The organism is Lacrimispora brassicae, assembly GCF_054772055.1.
Genome location: NZ_BRYH01000057.1, coordinates 121,858 through 140,530 on the forward strand (window position 1 = coordinate 121,858; position 18,673 = coordinate 140,530).

Annotated in this window: 19 protein-coding genes; 17 read left to right on the top strand and 2 right to left on the bottom strand. The window is 42.0% G+C overall.

Going from position 1 to position 18,673, the window contains the following annotated elements:
• Positions 1–413: 413 nt before the first annotated feature.
• The 4 genes from ACYVD3_RS25660 (at position 414) to ACYVD3_RS25675 (ending at position 5,224) form a co-directional block, all read left to right on the top strand.
• Positions 414–1,577 (top strand): M20 metallopeptidase family protein, encoded by a 1,164-nt coding sequence (locus tag ACYVD3_RS25660; RefSeq protein WP_460645338.1) that lies wholly within the window; start codon positions 414–416, stop codon positions 1,575–1,577.
• Positions 1,578–1,589: 12 nt separating this feature from the next.
• Entirely contained in the window at positions 1,590–3,011 is a 1,422-nt protein-coding gene (locus tag ACYVD3_RS25665) for a YfcC family protein (protein WP_460645339.1), read from the top strand.
• A gap of 70 nt (positions 3,012–3,081) precedes the next feature.
• A complete protein-coding gene (locus ACYVD3_RS25670; protein ID WP_460645340.1) occupies positions 3,082–4,266 on the top strand; it encodes a MalY/PatB family protein in 1,185 nt (394 codons plus the stop codon).
• A gap of 256 nt (positions 4,267–4,522) precedes the next feature.
• Positions 4,523–5,224 (top strand): YoaK family protein, encoded by a 702-nt coding sequence (locus ACYVD3_RS25675; RefSeq protein WP_460645341.1) that lies wholly within the window; start codon positions 4,523–4,525, stop codon positions 5,222–5,224.
• A 119-nt stretch (positions 5,225–5,343) separates the two neighbouring features.
• Here the strand turns inward: ACYVD3_RS25675 and ACYVD3_RS25680 are convergent, their stop codons facing one another.
• Positions 5,344–5,469 carry a hypothetical protein gene (locus ACYVD3_RS25680; protein WP_460645342.1) on the bottom strand — a complete coding sequence of 42 codons (126 nt, stop codon included), beginning with the start codon at positions 5,467–5,469 and terminating at the stop codon, positions 5,344–5,346.
• A gap of 388 nt (positions 5,470–5,857) precedes the next feature.
• Here ACYVD3_RS25680 and ACYVD3_RS25685 point away from each other — a divergent pair, with 388 nt between their 5' ends.
• The 10 genes from ACYVD3_RS25685 to ACYVD3_RS25730 all read left to right on the top strand — a co-directional run bounded on the left by ACYVD3_RS25685 (position 5,858) and on the right by ACYVD3_RS25730 (position 17,007).
• On the top strand, positions 5,858–6,199 hold the full coding sequence (locus ACYVD3_RS25685) for a PadR family transcriptional regulator (RefSeq protein ID WP_460645343.1): 342 nt from the start codon (positions 5,858–5,860) through the stop codon (positions 6,197–6,199).
• Positions 6,186–7,700, top strand: a complete 1,515-nt coding sequence (locus ACYVD3_RS25690) for a permease prefix domain 1-containing protein (protein ID WP_460645344.1) — start codon at positions 6,186–6,188, stop codon at positions 7,698–7,700. The genes ACYVD3_RS25685 and ACYVD3_RS25690 overlap by 14 nt, the downstream gene beginning before the upstream one ends.
• 381 nt (positions 7,701–8,081) lie before the next feature.
• Positions 8,082–8,291: a helix-turn-helix domain-containing protein gene (locus ACYVD3_RS25695; protein WP_460645371.1), complete on the top strand. Its 210-nt coding sequence runs from the start codon at positions 8,082–8,084 to the stop codon at positions 8,289–8,291.
• 22 nt (positions 8,292–8,313) lie between these two features.
• Positions 8,314–8,736 carry a VOC family protein gene (locus ACYVD3_RS25700; protein WP_460645345.1) on the top strand — a complete coding sequence of 141 codons (423 nt, stop codon included), beginning with the start codon at positions 8,314–8,316 and terminating at the stop codon, positions 8,734–8,736.
• 227 nt (positions 8,737–8,963) lie between these two features.
• The gene (locus ACYVD3_RS25705; protein WP_460645346.1) at positions 8,964–10,007 is read left to right on the top strand and encodes a hypothetical protein; all 1,044 of its coding nucleotides are present in this window, start codon (positions 8,964–8,966) and stop codon (positions 10,005–10,007) included.
• Between the two features lie 433 nt (positions 10,008–10,440).
• Positions 10,441–12,300: a TIGR03960 family B12-binding radical SAM protein gene (locus ACYVD3_RS25710; RefSeq protein ID WP_460645347.1), complete on the top strand. Its 1,860-nt coding sequence runs from the start codon at positions 10,441–10,443 to the stop codon at positions 12,298–12,300.
• Positions 12,290–13,000: a TIGR03936 family radical SAM-associated protein gene (locus ACYVD3_RS25715; RefSeq protein ID WP_460645348.1), complete on the top strand. Its 711-nt coding sequence runs from the start codon at positions 12,290–12,292 to the stop codon at positions 12,998–13,000. Before ACYVD3_RS25710 ends, ACYVD3_RS25715 begins: the two co-directional genes overlap by 11 nt.
• On the top strand, positions 12,993–14,195 hold the full coding sequence (locus tag ACYVD3_RS25720) for a ribonuclease E/G (protein ID WP_460645349.1): 1,203 nt from the start codon (positions 12,993–12,995) through the stop codon (positions 14,193–14,195). Before ACYVD3_RS25715 ends, ACYVD3_RS25720 begins: the two co-directional genes overlap by 8 nt.
• Positions 14,192–15,547 (top strand): Trk system potassium transporter TrkA, encoded by a 1,356-nt coding sequence (gene trkA / locus ACYVD3_RS25725; protein WP_460645350.1) that lies wholly within the window; start codon positions 14,192–14,194, stop codon positions 15,545–15,547. The genes ACYVD3_RS25720 and trkA overlap by 4 nt, the downstream gene beginning before the upstream one ends.
• A 17-nt stretch (positions 15,548–15,564) precedes the next feature.
• Positions 15,565–17,007: a TrkH family potassium uptake protein gene (locus ACYVD3_RS25730; RefSeq protein ID WP_460645351.1), complete on the top strand. Its 1,443-nt coding sequence runs from the start codon at positions 15,565–15,567 to the stop codon at positions 17,005–17,007.
• A 63-nt stretch (positions 17,008–17,070) separates the two neighbouring features.
• On the opposite strand, the gene ACYVD3_RS25735 is transcribed toward ACYVD3_RS25730, so the two are convergent.
• Positions 17,071–17,250: a hypothetical protein gene (locus ACYVD3_RS25735; protein WP_460645352.1), complete on the bottom strand. Its 180-nt coding sequence runs from the start codon at positions 17,248–17,250 to the stop codon at positions 17,071–17,073.
• A gap of 440 nt (positions 17,251–17,690) precedes the next feature.
• On the opposite strand from ACYVD3_RS25735, the gene rplU reads away from it, so the two are divergent.
• The 3 genes from rplU to rpmA are packed head-to-tail and all read left to right on the top strand — an operon-like array spanning position 17,691 to position 18,634.
• The gene (gene rplU, locus ACYVD3_RS25740; protein ID WP_460645353.1) at positions 17,691–17,999 is read left to right on the top strand and encodes a 50S ribosomal protein L21; all 309 of its coding nucleotides are present in this window, start codon (positions 17,691–17,693) and stop codon (positions 17,997–17,999) included.
• Between the two features lie 2 nt (positions 18,000–18,001).
• Positions 18,002–18,340, top strand: a complete 339-nt coding sequence (locus ACYVD3_RS25745) for a ribosomal-processing cysteine protease Prp (protein ID WP_460645354.1) — start codon at positions 18,002–18,004, stop codon at positions 18,338–18,340.
• A 3-nt stretch (positions 18,341–18,343) separates the two neighbouring features.
• Entirely contained in the window at positions 18,344–18,634 is a 291-nt protein-coding gene (gene rpmA, locus ACYVD3_RS25750; RefSeq protein WP_460645355.1) for a 50S ribosomal protein L27, read from the top strand.
• Positions 18,635–18,673 lie beyond the last annotated feature (39 nt).

Consider the following 18,673-nt stretch of genomic DNA (forward strand, 5'->3'; position numbering starts at 1 on the left):
GTTTCGTTTTTCTCACTGTAAGTTAGACGTTCCCCACAAATAATGACATTAGAGTGCAGTACGGGATGTATCAACACCCTCCAATATACCTTTCCAACCATTTCTTTGCAGCATCAATCACCTGCATGTCGCTTTTTTCTGTCATATCTTCAAATATGGTATCGCTATGATATTTTTGCCCTTCAATCAAAGATAGTGTTTTAGAGTCTGTTAAAATAGTACAAAAAAAGTGTTTTATAGTCTGTCAAAATAGGAGCAAAAAAGTTTAAAATTGTTCATTTTGTATAAAATATTAGTATTTATAAGTGGAATGTTGACATTTTGGATGGCGTGGTGTATATTGATATCATAGTTAAGCACATTAACTATTTACATGATTCACAAAAGGCGCAGAAAAAGGAATGGAGGAATTTATGGATATCAAAAAATTATTTGATGCTCATGAAAATGAAATCATCGAAAATCGTCGTTGGTTTCACAGACATCCGGAGGTATCATTCGAAGAAAAAGAGACCTCTGAAAGAATATGTAAGAAGTTAGAAGAGATGGGGATCCCTTATGAGAAGTTGCTGCCTAATTACGGTATCGTGGCAACAATCAAGGGCGAAAAAAAAGGCAGAATACTTGCGCTTCGTGCGGACATTGATGCGTTGCCTGTCACTGAAGAAACAGGACTTTCTTTTGCATCTGAACATTCTGGCAGGATGCATGCTTGCGGGCACGACACTCATGCGGCTATGCTCCTTGGTGCTGCTTATGCACTCAATGAGGTGAAGGAAGAACTTTGCGGTACAGTTAAATGTGTTTTTCAGGTTGCAGAAGAAATTGGCGGTGGTTACCAGGAAGTATTAGATTATTTTAAAAAAATTGGGGGAGTGGATGGTATTATTGGTCTGCACATCTGGAGCGCGATTCCGGAAGGTCAAATTCTGCTTTATCCTGGTGCCGTATTTGCTGGTGCATTGGGTTACACAGCAAAAATTACTGGAAAAGGCGGACATGGTGCCCGTCCGGATTTAACCTGTGATCCGATTAAAGCGGTCTGTGAACTGGCACTTAAGTTTGCTTCGATACCTTCCAATTTCTATGATGTGCTGGATCACTCTGTGGTAAATGCTGGTATCATTCAGGCAGGGACACTAGGTAATATTATCCCTTCTGAGGCGATGCTAAGCGGTGGTATTCGCTGGTATAAAGACGGCGGAGGAGAAAAGATTCTGGAGCTTATGAAACGTATGGCAGAAGGAGTTGGCATCGCGCATAATGTGAAATGTGATCTCTCTGTTAATGGCGGCGTTCCACCGGTCATGAACAATGTACCAATGCTTGAAAAGGCGAAAATACTTTTGGAAGATATGGATGGTTTAAGAATGACAGATCAAACTGATCCTATTTGTGCCGGTGATAATTATGGTTATTTGTTACAGGCTTATCCTGGGATCTACGGTGTCTTAGGCGGCGGAAAGCATGATGAGGAAGTTTATCCTCAGCATCATCCCAAATTTGATTTGGATGAAAAGGCGTTCCGAAAAGGTGCCGAATTTATGACCAGATATGCAATCAACTTCTTAAGATAAGGGAGAACGTGTATGAGTATAAATACTGGTAAAGAAAAGAAGGAATTTCAGATGCCACACCTGTTTTGGATTATGATGGCTCTGCTTCTGTTTGCTTGCTTACTGACCTATATTGTACCAGCCGGTGAGTTTGCGGTGGATGGCAATGGAAAGATTATGGGAGAGCAATTTATTTACAAGGGCAGCCAGAGCCCGGTTTCACCCTGGCGTATGCTGCAACTGGTTCTGAATGGATTGAATGAATCCGGTATGGTTATCTGGACAGTATTGATATCCGGTGCAATGACAGCAGTTGTCATGGCAACTGGAGCAATCGATGAGCTCCTCAATTGGGCTATTTATAAGCTCAAAGATTCCAATGAAAACATCCTGATTTCCATTTTGTTTATCCTGATGGTTTATCTGGGGGCATTTGGCGGAACCGATGCATTGATTGCGGTAGTACCTATCGGTGTTATTTTCTGTAAAAAACTGAAACTTGACCCTATCTGTGCTATTGGTGTTACCAGCTATGCGACCTTGCTTGGTTTTGGTACTGGTCCTACAAAGCAGTTTGTAACGCAAATGATGATGGATGTACCTGTCTACGGAGCTTTTTTCACTATGTTTATCAGCATGAATGTTTTTATGGCTCTGGGACTGTTTTTCCTGCTTCATTATGTAAAACGTATTCGTAAGGATCCGACAAAATCTTTGATGTGGAGTGAAGGCTGGAACCCTGACAGTGTGGTGGTTACTGCGGAAGATGAGCAGAAGCTGGTGGCTGGAACAAATCTGTCCATGCGTTCCATATTGATTATGATTATATTCCTGGCTCAATATGGTGTTATTGTAGCATATCCTCTTATGGGCGGAAATACTGCATATCTGATGCACCTGATGACAGCATTAGCTTTATTGGTTGCTATGATCTGTGGTTTTGTAGGCAGATTTTCTTTTGACAAGGTTGGTGATGAGATTGTAAAAGGGCTGCAAGGTCTGGTATTTGTTGGTTTTGTCATTGGTCTGGCTCGTGTTATGTCCCTGGTATTGACCGAAGGGTATGTGATACATACACTCGTTTATGGGCTCACACGCCCACTGATGGGCTTAAGCCGCTCCATATCTTCTATTGCAATGACCGCAATTATCTCTGTAGTCAATTTGTTGATTCCTTCTGCAACATCAAAGGCAGCAATATTGGTTCCTATTTTAAAACCAATTGCAGAAACTTTGCGTATGGATCCCAATCTAGCGGTGCAGGCATTCCAGTACGGAGACGGCTTTACGAATATGATTTCGCCTTTCCTGGGCTGGACGGTTGGTTCCTGTGTTATGGCAGGTGTTCCCTTCCCTAAATGGTTTAAGTGGGTAATACCAAAAGTTATCGCTTTCATGTTACTTTCTTTTGTAATTATGTTTATTCTGACCGAATCTGCCTGGATTGCATTTTAATTATTAAGATAGAAAGCAGAATTTGACGAAAATAAATGACTTAATAAGTATAGTAAGGATGATGAAATTTATGAAATATAATTTTGATGAAATGATTGATCGCAGCGGCACCTTTGCAGCTAAACTGGACGCAATGCCGGAGGGCTCTGCGGAGGATTCTCTTTCGGTTTGGGTTGCCGATATGGACTTTGCCTGTGCCAAGCCTATTTTAGACGCATTGCATGCCCGGATTGACAAGAAGATTTTTGGTTACACCATGTACAGCAATGATGAGTTATCTGATGCTGTCACCGGTTGGTTTCGCCGCAATTATGACTGGGAGATCCCGCAAGAAGATATTTTCTTCAGCCCCGGTGTGGTACCTGCACTTGCCTTTCTTTTGCATATATTGACAGAAGAGGGAGACGGAGTGATTATTCAGCGCCCTGTTTACTACCCGTTTACCAATAAGATTACAGGCAGCAGGCGTCGGGTCTGCAACAGCTCACTTTTGTATGAGGCAAACGGCTACAAAATGGATTTTGTTGATCTTGAGGAGAAATTTTCTGATCCTGAAATAAAAGGCATGATTTTTTGCAGTCCACACAATCCGGTTGGACGGGTCTGGTCTGATGCCGAGTTGCGTCAACTGGTAGATATTGCAAAAAAATATAATAAGTGGATTATCTCCGATGAAATTCATATGGATCTAACACGAAAAGGAATCACTCATACGCCGCTTTTAAAAGTGGCTCCCGATTATGCGGATCAGATTGTGGTCTGTACGGCACCTTCCAAAACCTTTAATATGGCGGGGATGCAGATATCCAATATCATTATTTCCAATAAAGACTGGCAGCGGAAATGGACGGCTCTGGTTGAGGGGGAATATTCTTTGAATATGGCAAATCCTTTTGGAATAGCTGCAACCATTGCGGCATATAACGAAGGACAGGAATGGCTGGATCAGCTTCGGGACTATCTGGACGGTAATATTGAACTGACAAAGAACTATCTGGAAAAGCATTTGCCAAAGGCCAAAATGTTTGTACCGGAGGCAACCTACTTGATTTGGATTGACTTAAATGCTTATGAAAGCGATCCGAAAAAGCTTGAGTATAATATGCAAAAAAAAGCCAAAATTGCATTTGATGAAGGTTATATTTTTGGTGAAGAGGGCAATGGTTTTGAGCGTATCAATATTGCTATGCCAAGTAGCAGGGTATTGGAATGTCTTGACAGAATGACGGCGGCTTTAAATTCAACTGACTGCTAGTGAAATGTGATTTGCAAAATAACCGGAGGGGATTATTGTTTAGATTTTATTTCATTAAAGCAAGCAGATGTTCATACCGCTGATCCTAATACTCTTGTGGATTACCACTAAAGGGAACAGCGGCAGAACGTAATTCTTTTAGGTTTTCGGTAAATGGAATCTGTATTTACCAATCCCATTGGAGACTTGTACTTACTGCAGGATTATATTATAATGATAAAAGTCATGGCCTGAAACAGTAAGGAGATATTACTATATGGAAAACAGATCAAAAACAAAGCTAACTGACCACATCGGATTTCACATGCTTCTGGCGGCAACGGGCGGATTTATGGATGCCTATTCATACGTTGACAGAGGCAATGTATTTGCCACCGGCCAGACCGGAAATTTCGTTCTGGCCGCGATCCGGTTCCTTTCCAAGGATTACAGGGGCATGGGTCAGGCATGTGTGCCTATTGCAGCGTTCTTTGCCGGTATTTTCCTCGCAAGACATTTTTATTATGAAATTTATAAGGGGGAGCATACCAGTTGGATATCTGGTATTTTATTTGTGGAAATAGCCGTACTGTTTTTGGTCGGATTTATCCCTCACACGGTACCTCACCTGTTTGCCAATACGGCGGTATCATTTGCCGCAGCAGTACAATTTTGTACCTTCCGGAACTTCGGTGGGGATTCCGCCTATGCGCCGGTCTTTTGTACAGGGAATATGCGTTCCTGTGCGGAAATGTATTATGAAGGCTTTGTGAGAAAAGACGGGACGTGCCGGAAAAGAGCATACCATTACACCGGGATCCTGTCGGCCTTTTTCGCCGGAGCCCTTACGGGAGGCGGGATGTCCGTCTGGTTTGGAGAAAAGGCGATCTGGATGGTATGTGTGCTGCTTCTGGTATCCTGGAAAACAGTTGACATAGAAAAGAAAGGCCAAAAAGCGGAATTGCTTCTGCCTTTATAAACAGCGGATCCGGAATTCCTCTGACTTATTCCGGCCTTATAGAATGCCGGCTTCCTTTAAGGCTTAAGCCTCACTTTTGGCACTTTCTTTCACAAAAAATGTTTTGGCGTACAAGAAGATTAAGAATTCTTTTTAATGTATATCTTTAATGCTTTGATGACCAGATACAAAACGTATATACCTACTCCTGCGGCCAACAGATACAGAAGCAAAAGAATAAGATTAATAATACTTAAAACAGCCATTCCAACATCCCTCCTTACATAACGGTTACAAATCAGCCTACAAATATTATAATACCATAAGGAAATTGTTTTTACCATAAAATGCCCATGGATCACTGTTTTTTCCTGTGTTCCATGGGTTTTTCCATTCCCTGTTTCTGACGGTCAATTTTGGAGAACCATTTCCTGCGCAACTTAGACAACTGGTTGATCAAGGATAGCTACTGTGATAGCGGTTGCCTTGTCTTCCTCCATTTACGGAAATTGCAGTAAAGTCATGAAAAAGAATTCCTAAATAGACATAACGAAGTGCCAGGAAGGATAAACAGACATCTCTTGACATACCTAGATTTCCTATGTATAATATGCATAGAAAATCTAGGTATGTCAAGAGATAAGAGGTGAAACAATGGATAAGAAAATGATGGCATTTGGAACATCGCTACTGATCTTGAAGCTTTTGGAAGCAGGAGAGATGTATGGTTACCAGATAATAAAAGAATTAGAAAAGCAGAGCCAGGATATATTTGTACTGAAGGAAGGTACTCTGTATCCCATATTGCATAGTCTGGAACAGCAGGGGGCGATTATTAGCACTGAAAAAGAAGGTCCAAATGGTAGACTGAGAAAGTACTATATTTTGACAGACAATGGGCATCGGTTGTTAAAGAAAAAGGAACTTGAGTGGAAGAAGTATAGCAGCGTGGTGAGTCAAATACTTGGAGGTGAGATTCTTTATGCCGGATTATAAGAATGATGATGATGTAAGGCAGTTCATGCAGGATGTACAAGACCAGATTCAGTATAAACCAATCGTACCAGAACTTTGTAATGAATTGTATCAACATATGGAGGAACGGCAGGAAGAGTATATGGATCAGGGAATGGATCAGCAGAAAGCTGCCAGAGCAGCATTACAGGATTTGGGCGATCCATCTGAAATTGGGGTCCGACTAAATCAGATTCACCGGGTGGAGAATCCCAGGTTTTTACTTTTTGGAATTCTGGCACTGGTGGTGATGGGTGGCATTTACCAGATTACTTATCACATCCAATCTTATTGGTATGGGGAAGACTCTGCGGCTATCCAATTTTTATATCTGATTAAAGAAAATATACATATTATGATGGGGATCCCGCTGTTGTTTGCTGTCATTTATCTGGGATATCCATGGCTGATTAAACACAGCCGCGGTCTCCTGAAAGGTTTTGTGGTTTATAGTGTATTTGTATTTTTATTAAACTTGTCAAACATGGTTGGTTTTACTCCGGTCAGTTTGTGGCTGTTTTGGTGGAACGTGTATATGCTTGAACTGCCGATATTGATGCTTTCAGTGCCAATACTAATGATATTTTCATATAAAATCAGAAGTAAGTGGTGTCATTCTTTTCTAATTCCAATTGCCATATACGCGGTAATTGCTTTCTTTGGTGCCTATCGTTCCGGAGGGTTCGTAGGTTTCACTTATGAAGTGATATTTTTAATTGCTTCCTTTTTTATGTTTTTGTTTATGGCATATAAACGTTTTTTTTCAGAGAACAGGAAAGGGAACATGATTGCGGTAGCGTTGCTTTGTATAGCAGTCTTATCGGTCTGGGGGTATTATAAAAGGGGGTCTCTGGAGCATTATTTTAAACAGTGTTTTTATCCTGATACTGTAGCGAATGATCATCTTTCTGATGCATATAACAGCCTTTTGATAAAAGATTTACTGAGCAGAGCCAATCTAATCGGCGAAGTAGAGTTATCGGAGCACGAGATGATTTCTTACTTTGACTATAGCTGGTATTATGATGGAATCATAAAGGTTGATAATCGCGAATGGAGAAGGGATCCGACTGAGCTTTCCGGACTGAAAGACATTCTGCCCCAGCATTACCATAATAATTATATGATTACATATCTTATTTTATCGTATGGCTGGCTCCCAGGAATATTTTTAATTTTACTCCTGTCTGGAATTTGCCTTTGGCTTATTTCCATTGCATTAAAAATCCGTAATCCCATGGGGCAACTGACGGCTTTATCCGCAGCGTTATGTATTTCACTGCAGGTGGTTTTATATATAATGGGCAATTTTGGATACCAATTCGGCTACTTTTGCGTTTTGCCTTATTTATCCGAAGGCAAGGTAAATCACATTACTAACATACTCTTGACAGGTATACTTATCTCTGCATACCGCTATGATAAAGTGATAAAAGAAACTGGCGAAAATGATGCTGTGTTCTGGAAAACAGAAAGAGTATGAGTCATTATGATAATCAGTCTCCCAATGAATTTAAGAGGAGAATTATCAAAAACTTCCATTGAAAAACCTATATAAAGTCTTATTTGTTAACACTCTGAGGCAGCGGATTTTTCCGTTGCCTCTTTTGGTGTGCCCCATTAGGAATATTTCATAGCTGTGTTAGAAGAATAACTGCAAAATCACGGTAATTTAAGACAAGGAGGAATAGATACCGTGCTTTGGAAGGCGTAAGGTCCAATTTTGCGCCAATCCATACAATTGACCCCATAAAAAACGTCATTCAGTACAACAGCAACCGGAAATAGGTAAAATATGCTATTATAGGTAAATTATGAGGTTCAGCATTTTAGGCGCGGAGGATAAATAAAAACATTTTCCCGTATTGTGCGAATGAAATATGCCGTTGACTTGTTGAGCCGCCCCATAACCCTGTCACAGCTATCGGAAATAACAGGCCATTATGACCCATCACATTTTGTACACGACTTCAAGGATGTATATGGATTGACCCCAACAGAATACATCCGTAAGATGTCGCTTTTTTACAATGACCCCTTTAAACTGAAAAGTTATAATAAAAGCGATGAATAAGAAGTAAGAAAGGAATATTATTATGATAATGCCTTATTTAAGTTTTAGTGGAAATTGTGAAGAAGCTTTTTTATGGTACGCAGAGATTTTTGGAGGAAAAATTCAACATATGTCGAAATATGGTGATATACCCGAAAATCCCAATACGCCAATGAGCAGCCAACAGAAAAGAAAAGTAATGCACGCCCAGCTAATGTTGACTGAAAATGGCAGTATTAGCGGTGCAGATGCCTTATGGCCCATTGAAAGTGGTGGTACAGTTTCAATTCATGCACATTTACAGAATGAAACATTAGCACAAAAAGTTTTTTCTGCCTTATCGGCTGGCGGAGTTGTCTTAGGTGAATTGACAACAAATCCGCCGCCGGATGATAGTGGAATTAGTGGGAGCGTGAAAGATAGATATGGGTTTACTTGGATAATATCAGCGTTAAAGTCAATATAATATTCACCCGCCCAATGGCAGCCTATCCTATTGCTAAGGCATTCAGATAGTTGTGAATTGAATGCAGAAAGAGAACTACAGTGGTTTACAAGCTGCCGTTTTCTACCCGGAAAAAGCTATATGAAAAAAGAAGCCAGGATGCTGCAAAGAGGGTGTCACTTCTATTAAAAGTACAAATATAGCATCAATAAATATGTAAAATTAATTAAAAGGAGAGTATTGATCTAATGGGTAAAAAGAAAGGTTTTTTACTGACTCTATCCGCTGCATTAACGGCAATCAGCATTTGTTTAGGAACAATGCCATTCACGGCTGATGCATCAGAAATGAAGAGAGAATATGGAGTCACTGGTAAAATAATATCAAACGGTCCTATATTTAATGATGAAACTACAGTTGAGATAGCAAATGGCTACTATATTATTAACCCCCATTCAAGCTGGAGCTTTTTTTCTTGCGAATCCAAGGATGGGACACTTAAATTTCAATATTTTCTTGAGAGAGATAACGTTTATAGATTTATTGTAATGGATCAGGAAAAAACTACAGTATACAGTGCAAATGATGGGGGAATATTGGATAATAATGGAGATATTCTGGGAACAGCGTTTAAAGCAGAGGGATATCAGCTTGATTTTTCCAACCTGACATTTACGGAAGCAAAAGAACGTTTTCCCGCAGGTATTTACGAAGGTACAGGTACTAACTCTTTGGATGCAGATTATATACTGGTAAAAGCCTACAATGCTGTTATTGATATAGATTTTTATAAATCAGGTGAATTAATTGCAAATATTGGCGGTAACTATGCAGGAATTAACGCAGAAGGAACCATTACCTTTACCCATGATTATGAAGGGGTTTTTACAGGACGTCTTGCCAATGATGGGAAATTATGTGGCAGTTTCATTCCTGAGAGCAAAGAAAAACAAATTGAATTTGACCTGCAGCTAAAGGAAGCCAATACAATTAAAAGCGGCAGCTACGTATCTAAGGGGAATTATCCTAAAGATATTGACGAGATCAGAATACATTTTATTGATATGAATTTTACTTTGGAGCTGATGAAAGCAGGCAATGTGATTAAGTTATATGAAGTAGCCTTAAATGAGATTAAACAAGATGGTACCTTAGTACTGGAGTCATATTATGGAAATGATACAATATCTGATTTTGCCATATCTTCAGATGGAACAGTCACAGGAAAGCTTTACGATGATTACAACATAGATCTGAATATGTCCTTAACTAAAATAAATGAAACAAGCTGATTCCACTTTAATTGAATAATTATCAGAAGCGGAGCTATTGCCAAAGTAGAAAAAATCTCTACCGGAGCAGCAGCTCCGTTTTTTGAGCAAAATGGAAAAAACGGAGTCAAGGGACCTGAAAGGAAATCGAAGTCTATCAGAACATATCATTCATGTATTTCAAGGTCCCTTTTCCAGTTATTAAAACTGGTAGATTATATCGAATACATAAGTCCTCATTTGAGGAATGTATTAAGTGGCCATTGATTGTAAATTGGATGTGGAGTATCCACAAGAAGTATGCTATACTTACTTTGTTTATGTTTCGGATACTCCTTTATAAGGAAGAATTCAAATGAATAACAAAAGTGTTTTTATGAAAATGGAACTTGGCCGCATAATACTACAGCTCTTCATAGCGGCACAATTTTAAACTAATAAAAAGGAATTAAATATGAGAAAATTAGCATTAAGTGATGAAATATTGTTAAGTGTTGAGAAACCTGCCAGGTATATCGGCAACGAAGTAAATGCAGTGGTAAAAGCCCTCCAAAATGTGGATATACGTTTTGGGATGTGTTTCCCGGATGTCTATGAAATCGGAATGTCTCACCTGGGAATGCAGATTTTATACGATATGTTTAACCGAAGAGAAGATATATACTGTGAGCGCATTTTTTCTCCCTGGACGGACTTGGACCGGATCATGAGGGAGCAGCGCATTCCTCTTTTTGCTTTGGAGTCCCAGGACCCTATTAAGGAGTTTGATTTTATCGGAATCACCCTTCAATATGAAATGTGCTATACAAATATCCTCCAGATCCTTGATTTGGGCCAGATCCCCCTTCACTGGGCGGACCGGACCCAGGAAGATCCCATTATCATTGGCGGTGGGCCCTGTGCCTACAATCCTGAGCCTTTGGCGGAATTCTTTGACATGTTCTACATTGGAGAAGGGGAAACCGTTTATTTTGAACTTATGGACCGTTACAAGGAAAATAAGAAGAAGGGTGGAAGCCGCCGGGAATTTTTGGAGCAGGCGGCAGAGATCGACGGCATCTATGTGCCGGCTTTTTATGATGTGTCCTATAAGGAAGATGGCACCATTGAGAGCATGAAGCCCAACAATCCCCATGCCAAGGAAAAAGTGACAAAGCAGTTGGTAGTCACCATGGATGAGGCTTACTACATTGAAAATCCAGTGGTTCCTTTTATCAAAGTGACTCAGGACCGGGTGGTTCTGGAAGTCATGAGAGGCTGCATCAGGGGCTGCCGTTTCTGCCAGGCAGGAAATGTTTACCGCCCTTTACGGGAACACAGTCTGGAATATTTAAAGGATTACGCCTGTAAGCTGTTAAAGAGTACCGGCCATGAGGAAATTTCCCTAAGCTCCTTAAGCTCCAGTGATTACACTCATTTAGAGGGTCTCGTGAATTTCCTCATTGATGAATTTAAGGACAAGGGAGTCAATATTTCCCTGCCTTCCCTTCGTATTGACGCTTTTTCCCTTGATGTCATGAACAAGGTCCAGGATATCAGAAAAAGCAGCCTGACCTTTGCACCTGAGGCGGGGTCCCAAAGACTTCGTGATGTAATTAACAAAGGCCTGACAGAAGAGATCATCTTAAAAGGAGCGGGAGAAGCCTTCCAGGGCGGCTGGAACCGGGTAAAGCTTTACTTTATGCTGGGACTTCCCACGGAAACCGTAGAGGACATGGAAGGGATCGCAGAGCTGTCGGAAAAGGTGGCGGAAGTCTATTATGAGATTCCAAAGGACCAGAGAAACGGAAAGGTCCAGGTAGTAGCAAGCTCTTCCTTCTTTGTTCCAAAACCATTTACCCCGTTCCAGTGGGCGAGGATGTGTACAAAAGAGGAATTTTTGGAGAGAGCTTATATTGTTAAAGACAAATTTAGGGAGATGCTGAATCGGAAGAGCCTAAAATACAATTATCATGAAGCTGATTTGACGGTTCTGGAAGGCGTTTTGGCCCGTGGGGACAGAAAAATCTCCGCTCTGATTGAAGAAGTCTATAAAAACGGCGCCATTTATGATTCCTGGTCCGAACATTTTAAAAATGATATCTGGATGAAAGCGTTTGAGACCTGCGGCCTGGATGGGGATTTCTATACAATCAGGGAAAGGGACTTAGAGGAAGTGTTCCCCTGGGACTTTATCAATGCAGGCGTGTCAAAAGAATTTTTAAAGAGAGAATGGCAGAATGCCGTCAATGAGAAAATCACCCCCAACTGCAGGGAGAGATGTTCCGGGTGCGGGGCTATAGATTTCAAGGGAGGTGTCTGCTATGAAGCTTAGAATTAAATTTTCCAAGCAAGGCCCGGTTAAATTCGTAGGACATCTGGATGTAATGCGTTATTTCCAAAAGGCCATGAGAAGGGCTGACATTGATATCAAATACAGCGAAGGTTTCAGCCCCCATCAGATCATGTCATTTGCATCTCCCTTAGGAGTGGGGCTTACCAGCAACGGGGAATACATGGACATTGAAGTGAATTCCATGGTTGACTGCAAAACTATAATAAGCCGGTTAAATGAGGCGATGGCAGATGGAATCCAGATTACGGAATGCCATATCCTTGAGGAACGGGCGAAAAACGCCATGTCTCTGGTTGCTGCCGCAGACTATACCCTGACCTTCCGGGAAGGAAAGCAGCCAAAGAATCTGGAGTCATTTTTAAACGGCCTTTCGGAATTTGTGGCACAGGATCATATCCTCATCATGAAAAAGTCGAAAAAAAGCGAAAGAGAAGTGGACTTAAAGGCTTTTATCTATGAGCTTTCTGTTCATGGAGAGACGATTTTCATGAAGTTATCTGCAGGAAGCGCAGATAACTTAAAGCCTGAGCTGGTGATGGAGGCTTATTATCAGTGGCTGGGACAGATTTGTCCGGAATTTGCCTTCCATATTCAGAGGGAAGAGGTTTATGGAAATACAGGTGATGAGGAAAATAAAAGTTTTGTGCCTTTGGGCCTTATAGGTGAATCCCTTGAATAAGTTAATCATAACAAGATGGAACGGCTCGGTCATCACCCTTTTGCAGTCAGGAAGAGAGATGGTTCAGGTGGACATTGAGCCTGAGGAAACCCGGCCGGTTTTAGGCAATATTTATATTGGAAAAGTCAATCACATTGTTAAAAATATCAACGCTGCTTTTGTAGATATAGGGGAAGGGCAGATGGGATACTTAAGCCTGTCAGATGCCTGTATCCACTTTGCGGACCAGCGGCCCTATGAGGGAAAGCTGCGCCAGGGTGATGAAATCATCGTTCAGGTGGAGCGGGATGCGGTGAAGACAAAGGCTCCGGTTCTTACAGGAAACTTAAATTTTACAGGCCGCTATTTTGTGCTGACCTCCGGTAAGAAACAAATCGGCTTTTCCACCAAGATCACTGATCAGCCATGGAAGCAGGAGATGAAGCAGTATCTGGAATCAAGGAAGGAAGAATCCTTTGGAATTATCGTCCGTACCAATGCTTATAAGGTCTCAAACCAGGAGCTGGAATCGGAACTGGCCCAGTTAAAGGAGTCCTTTAAGAAAATGCTGGACAATGCAAAACACAGAACCTGTTACAGCCTTCTTTACAGCTCGGCACCTTCCTACCTGACCGGTTTAAGGGACAGCCTTAAGGCTTCCCTGGAGGCGGTGATCACCGATGAACCGGATATTTACGATGCCATAAGAGAATATCTGGCCCAATACCAGCCGGAAGACCTTGGGCTTCTTACACGGTATGAGGACAAACTTCTTCCCCTTGGAAAGCTTTACCGGATAGAAAAGACCATGGATGAGGCTTTGGGAAAAAGAGTCTGGCTGAAATCAGGAGGTTACCTGGTCATTGAACCTACGGAAGCCCTGGTGGTCATTGACGTAAATACAGGAAAATATTCCGGAAAAAAAGAACTCCGGGAAACCATTAAAAAGGTCAACTTAGAGGCTGCGGAGGAAATCGGGCACCAGCTTCGGCTGAGGAATTTATCCGGCATCATTATCATTGATTTTATTGATATGGAGGCGGAGGAGGACCGGTGCGTCCTTATGGAACGTATGGAAGAGATTGTGTCCAAGGATCCTGTCAAGACGACCGTTGTTGAAATGACAAAATTAAATCTGGTGGAAGTGACCAGAAAGAAAATACGAAAACCGCTTTATGAACAGGCATTGCAGATGAAGGAGAACGTTTCATTATGAAGATCATTATAGTGGGTTGTGGTAAGGTAGGAACAACCCTGGCGGAACAGTTGAACAATGAACACCATGACATCATGCTCATTGATAAAAACGCCAATGTTATTAATTCCATTACGGAGAGAATCGATGTCATGGGTGTGGTGGGCAACGGGGCAGTTTATAAGGTGCAGATGGAGGCAGGAATTCAGGAAACCGATCTTTTGATTGCCACAACCAATTCCGACGAGCTGAACATGCTTTGCTGTCTGATTGCAAAGAAAGCCGGAAACTGCCATACCATCGCCAGGATCCGCAACCCGGAATATGATTCGGAAATCAGATATATCAGGGAAGAGCTTGGCCTTTCCATGGCCATTAACCCGGAGATGGCTGCTGCCATGGAAATAGCCAGGTTGCTTCAGTTTCCGTCTGCAATCAAAATCGATACCTTTGCCAAGGGCAAGATCGAGATTTTAAAGTTCCTTGTGCCTGATCATTCCATTCTTCATAACATGAAGGTGCGGGAAGTGCTGACCAGGCTTCACTGCAACGTGCTGATCTGCGCCATTGAGCATGGCAGTGACGTTATCATTCCAAGCGGAGAATCCGCCATGATGGCAGGAGATAAGATCTCCTTTATTGCCTCCCCTTCAGAAGCCAACAAGTTCTTTAAGCAGGTAGGGATTGATAATAATACGGTTAAAACAGCCATGATGGTAGGCGGCGGAAAGATTACATACTACGTGGCAAAGTTACTGGAAAACTCAAAGATCACCGTAAAGATCCTGGAGCAGAACGTGGAACGGTGCAATGAGCTGAGCGAGCTGCTTCCCAGAGCTATGGTCATTCACGGAGATGCCTCCGATCAGGAACTGCTGCTTCAGGAGGGAATCGGGCAGATTGATGCCTTTGCTTCTCTTACCGGCTTTGATGAGGAGAACATCATGCTCTCTCTTTATGCGGCCAGCCAGTCAAAGGCAAAACTCATTACAAAGGTAAACCGGATCGCCTTTGAAAATGTCATTAATTCCATGAATTTAGGCAGTGTGATCTATCCCAAGCTCATTACGGCCGAAACCATTCTCCAATATGTCCGCGCCATGCAGAATTCCATGGGAAGCAATGTGGAAACGCTGTATAAAATCGTGGCGGACCGGGCGGAAGCCCTGGAATTCCGTGTGGCAAAAGAGCCCTCCATTATAGGGATTCCATTGGAAAAGCTTGAGTTTAAAAATAATCTGCTTGTGGCCTGTATCATCCGAAGGGGACGTTTTATCAGCCCCCGTGGAAAGGATACCATGGAGGAGGGAGACCGGGTGATCGTAGTCACCACGGTGACCGGACTCAATGACTTAAAGGACATACTAAGGTAGGAGAAGGCGCAAAGGCTATGAATAAAAAAGTTATCATCTATTTGATGGGCTGGATTTTAAATATTGAAGCAGTTTTTATGCTGCTGCCGTGTATTGCTGCATTGATTTACAGGGAGACAAGCGGTTTTTGGTTTCTGGTGGTCATGGCAGCTTGTGGAGGCACCGGGCTCATTTTTATCCGTAAAAAGCCGGAAAACATGGTTTTCTATGCAAAGGAAGGCTTTGTTTCTGTTGCGCTGAGTTGGATCGTCTTAAGCTTTTTTGGGGCATTGCCCTTTTATCTCAGCGGGGAGATTCCCAAATTTGAAGATGCCATGTTTGAGGTCATTTCCGGTTTTACTACGACAGGAGCAAGTATTTTGCCGGATGTGGAATCTCTTTCCAAATGTATGATCATGTGGCGGAGCTTTACCCACTGGATCGGCGGTATGGGAGTCCTGGTATTTATCTTATCCATCCTGCCTCTTGCCGGCGGTTATAATATGTACATTATGAAGGCGGAAAGCCCGGGTCCTTCCGTAGGAAAGCTGGTGCCAAAGGTGCGGACCACCGCCAAGATCCTTTATAAAATCTATTTGTTTATGACGGCACTGGAAATCATTCTCCTGGTAATTGGAGGGATGCCCCTTTTTGATTCCCTGGCAATCAGTTTTGGAACAGCCGGTACAGGCGGATTCGGGATCAAGAACAACAGCATGGCTTTTTATGAAAGCTATTATCTGCAGGGGGTTGTTACCGTATTCATGATTTTATTCGGCATAAACTTTAATGTGTATCACCTGTTTTTGACCCGTCACCCAAAGGAAGCACTGCGAAGTGAAGAAGCCAGGGCTTATCTTGGAATCATTGCAGCGTCTGTTTTACTTATTGCCATAAATATCCAGGGCGGCTTTGGAAGCCTGTTTTCTGCTTTTCACCATGCAGCATTCCAGGTGGCCTCTATCATCACTACAACAGGATATTCCACCGTGGATTTTGATTTGTGGCCGGAATTTTCAAAGGGGATTCTGGTTGCCCTCATGTTTATCGGTGCATGTGCAGGAAGTACCGGCGGAGGCTTTAAGGTATCAAGGGTGGTCATCCTGATTAAGGCTGTAAAAAAAGAGCTGGGATCTATGATTCATCCCAGAAGTGTAAAGGTTTTAAAGCTGGAGGGAAAGCCCATTGAGCATAATGTGCTCCGGTCCATCAATACGTTTTTAGGCGCTTATATTATAATTTTTACGGCTTCTGTTCTGATTGTCAGCCTGGACAATTTTGATTTTACCACGAATTTCACAGCCGTTGCAGCCACCTTTAACAACATTGGGCCAGGACTTGCAGGGGCCGGTCCAGCCCAGAACTTTTCCCACTTTTCTCCTTTATCCAAATATGTTATGATGTTTGACATGCTGGCGGGGCGTTTGGAAGTATTCCCGATGCTGCTGATCTTTGCACCTTCCACATGGAAAAACAGTTAATAAAACAAAAGGCCACGGAGTTATGAAGCTCCTGGCCTTTTGTGTCATGGGAGAATGGAAATGCTACGAAGCTTCCTCTGTGTTTCTTTCCGGAAGGCGGGTATTTCCGTTATGGTTGCCGCAGTAAATACCTTTCTTTATCGGTGCGAATAAAAAGCCAAGGACGCAGCCCAACAGAAATGACGACAGGATTAATAATCGTTTTTCGGCCATACTCCACTCTCTGTTAAAAAAGATTCTCATAGTCAGATCTCCTTTCACCTGTATATAAAAATTTCTAAGGTTCATAAGTGTTCGTATATTAATAATAATCATAATGACAGCTCGCAGAAACATCGGAGTCATGACACCGGCGGGACAGCAGCCCGGTCAGGAAAAACAGCCGTTTTACTGGTCCCATGTCAAGAACAGCAGCCGTTAAATATGTGATTATTTATGCCCAGCCGTATTCAATTGTATCCCCCTTGTTTTATCCTGCAATTTCTATTATACTAAGCATCAGAAAGAAATACAAGCAAAAGCCTGACTGCAGGCGGAAAAAAACGATTATTTTTAAATGAAAAATATTGACAGAATCTTCTATAGGTGATATATTAGTACAGTATGCCGCACAATGAGGTTTAAAAGTTTCCGTCTTTTTTGGAACACCACAGTTGGCGAGTAATGATAATAGGAGGTGCCATATGTACGCGATTATTGCAACAGGTGGTAAGCAGTACAAAGTAGCGGAAGGCGATATCATTAAAGTGGAAAAGCTTAGTGTTGACGCTGGCGAAGCTGTCACATTTGACCAGGTACTTGTTGTAAACAATGGTGAATTAGCCGTTGGCAGCCCGACCGTAGCAGGTGCTACCGTAACAGGTACAGTTGTGAAGGAAGGCAAAGCTAAAAAGGTTATTGTTTACAAGTATAAGAGAAAATCCGGATACCATAAGAAAAATGGACACAGACAGTCTTATACTCAGGTAAAGATCGAAAAGATCAATGCTTAATCATGATAAGAGTAACCGTATTGGTTGATTCAGAACACCATTATACAGGGATTCAGATGTTGGGACATGCCGGTTTGGCGGATGATCACCAGGAAGGACAAGAAATTGTCTGTGCTGCGGTATCGGCGCTTACATTTAACATGGCCAACAGTGTAGAACAGTTTACAGAAGATTCCTTTGAAGTTGATCAGGAGGAAAAGACAGGTGCTTTTTGCTTCCGTTTCACTTCAGATATAAGTTCAGGATCACAACTCCTAATGAATTCTTTGGTATTCGGATTACAGGATATTGAAGAGGAATATGGAGAACCATATATTAAAATCCGATTTAAGGAGGTGTAAGTAATGTTAAGAATGAACCTTCAATTTTTCGCTCATAAAAAGGGTGTTGGTTCTACCAAGAACGGCAGAGATTCCGAGTCTAAGAGATTAGGTGCTAAGAGAGCTGATGGACAGTTCGTATTAGCTGGCAATATTCTTTATAGACAGCGTGGAACTCACATTCACCCAGGCATCAACGTAGGCCGCGGCGGTGATGATACATTATTCGCTTTAGTGAATGGCGTTGTAAGATTCGAGAGAAAAGGCAGAGACAAAAAGCAGGTTTCTGTTTATCCAAAAGCAATTAACGAATAATGGGACCGGCTTCATACCTTAAACGTATGGAGCCGTTTT

Excerpts from the sequence above, each read along its gene's own strand:
- ACYVD3_RS25715 (WP_460645348.1), top strand. The coding sequence starts at position 12,290 with ATGAAGCTTAGAATTAAATTTTCCAAGCAAGGCCCGGTTAAATTCGTA.
- ACYVD3_RS25690 (WP_460645344.1), top strand. The coding sequence starts at position 6,186 with ATGCCGGATTATAAGAATGATGATGATGTAAGGCAGTTCATGCAGGAT.
- rplU (WP_460645353.1), top strand. The coding sequence starts at position 17,691 with ATGTACGCGATTATTGCAACAGGTGGTAAGCAGTACAAAGTAGCGGAA.
- ACYVD3_RS25700 (WP_460645345.1), top strand. The coding sequence starts at position 8,314 with ATGATAATGCCTTATTTAAGTTTTAGTGGAAATTGTGAAGAAGCTTTT.
- rpmA (WP_460645355.1), top strand. The coding sequence starts at position 18,344 with ATGTTAAGAATGAACCTTCAATTTTTCGCTCATAAAAAGGGTGTTGGT.
- trkA (WP_460645350.1), top strand. The coding sequence starts at position 14,192 with ATGAAGATCATTATAGTGGGTTGTGGTAAGGTAGGAACAACCCTGGCG.
- ACYVD3_RS25660 (WP_460645338.1), top strand. The coding sequence starts at position 414 with ATGGATATCAAAAAATTATTTGATGCTCATGAAAATGAAATCATCGAA.
- ACYVD3_RS25670 (WP_460645340.1), top strand. The coding sequence starts at position 3,082 with ATGAAATATAATTTTGATGAAATGATTGATCGCAGCGGCACCTTTGCA.
- ACYVD3_RS25745 (WP_460645354.1), top strand. The coding sequence starts at position 18,002 with ATGATAAGAGTAACCGTATTGGTTGATTCAGAACACCATTATACAGGG.
- ACYVD3_RS25665 (WP_460645339.1), top strand. The coding sequence starts at position 1,590 with ATGAGTATAAATACTGGTAAAGAAAAGAAGGAATTTCAGATGCCACAC.
- ACYVD3_RS25680 (WP_460645342.1), bottom strand. The coding sequence starts at position 5,469 with ATGGCTGTTTTAAGTATTATTAATCTTATTCTTTTGCTTCTGTATCTG.
- ACYVD3_RS25685 (WP_460645343.1), top strand. The coding sequence starts at position 5,858 with ATGGATAAGAAAATGATGGCATTTGGAACATCGCTACTGATCTTGAAG.
- ACYVD3_RS25710 (WP_460645347.1), top strand. The coding sequence starts at position 10,441 with ATGAGAAAATTAGCATTAAGTGATGAAATATTGTTAAGTGTTGAGAAA.
- ACYVD3_RS25705 (WP_460645346.1), top strand. The coding sequence starts at position 8,964 with ATGGGTAAAAAGAAAGGTTTTTTACTGACTCTATCCGCTGCATTAACG.
- ACYVD3_RS25730 (WP_460645351.1), top strand. The coding sequence starts at position 15,565 with ATGAATAAAAAAGTTATCATCTATTTGATGGGCTGGATTTTAAATATT.
- ACYVD3_RS25675 (WP_460645341.1), top strand. The coding sequence starts at position 4,523 with ATGGAAAACAGATCAAAAACAAAGCTAACTGACCACATCGGATTTCAC.
- ACYVD3_RS25735 (WP_460645352.1), bottom strand. The coding sequence starts at position 17,250 with ATGAGAATCTTTTTTAACAGAGAGTGGAGTATGGCCGAAAAACGATTA.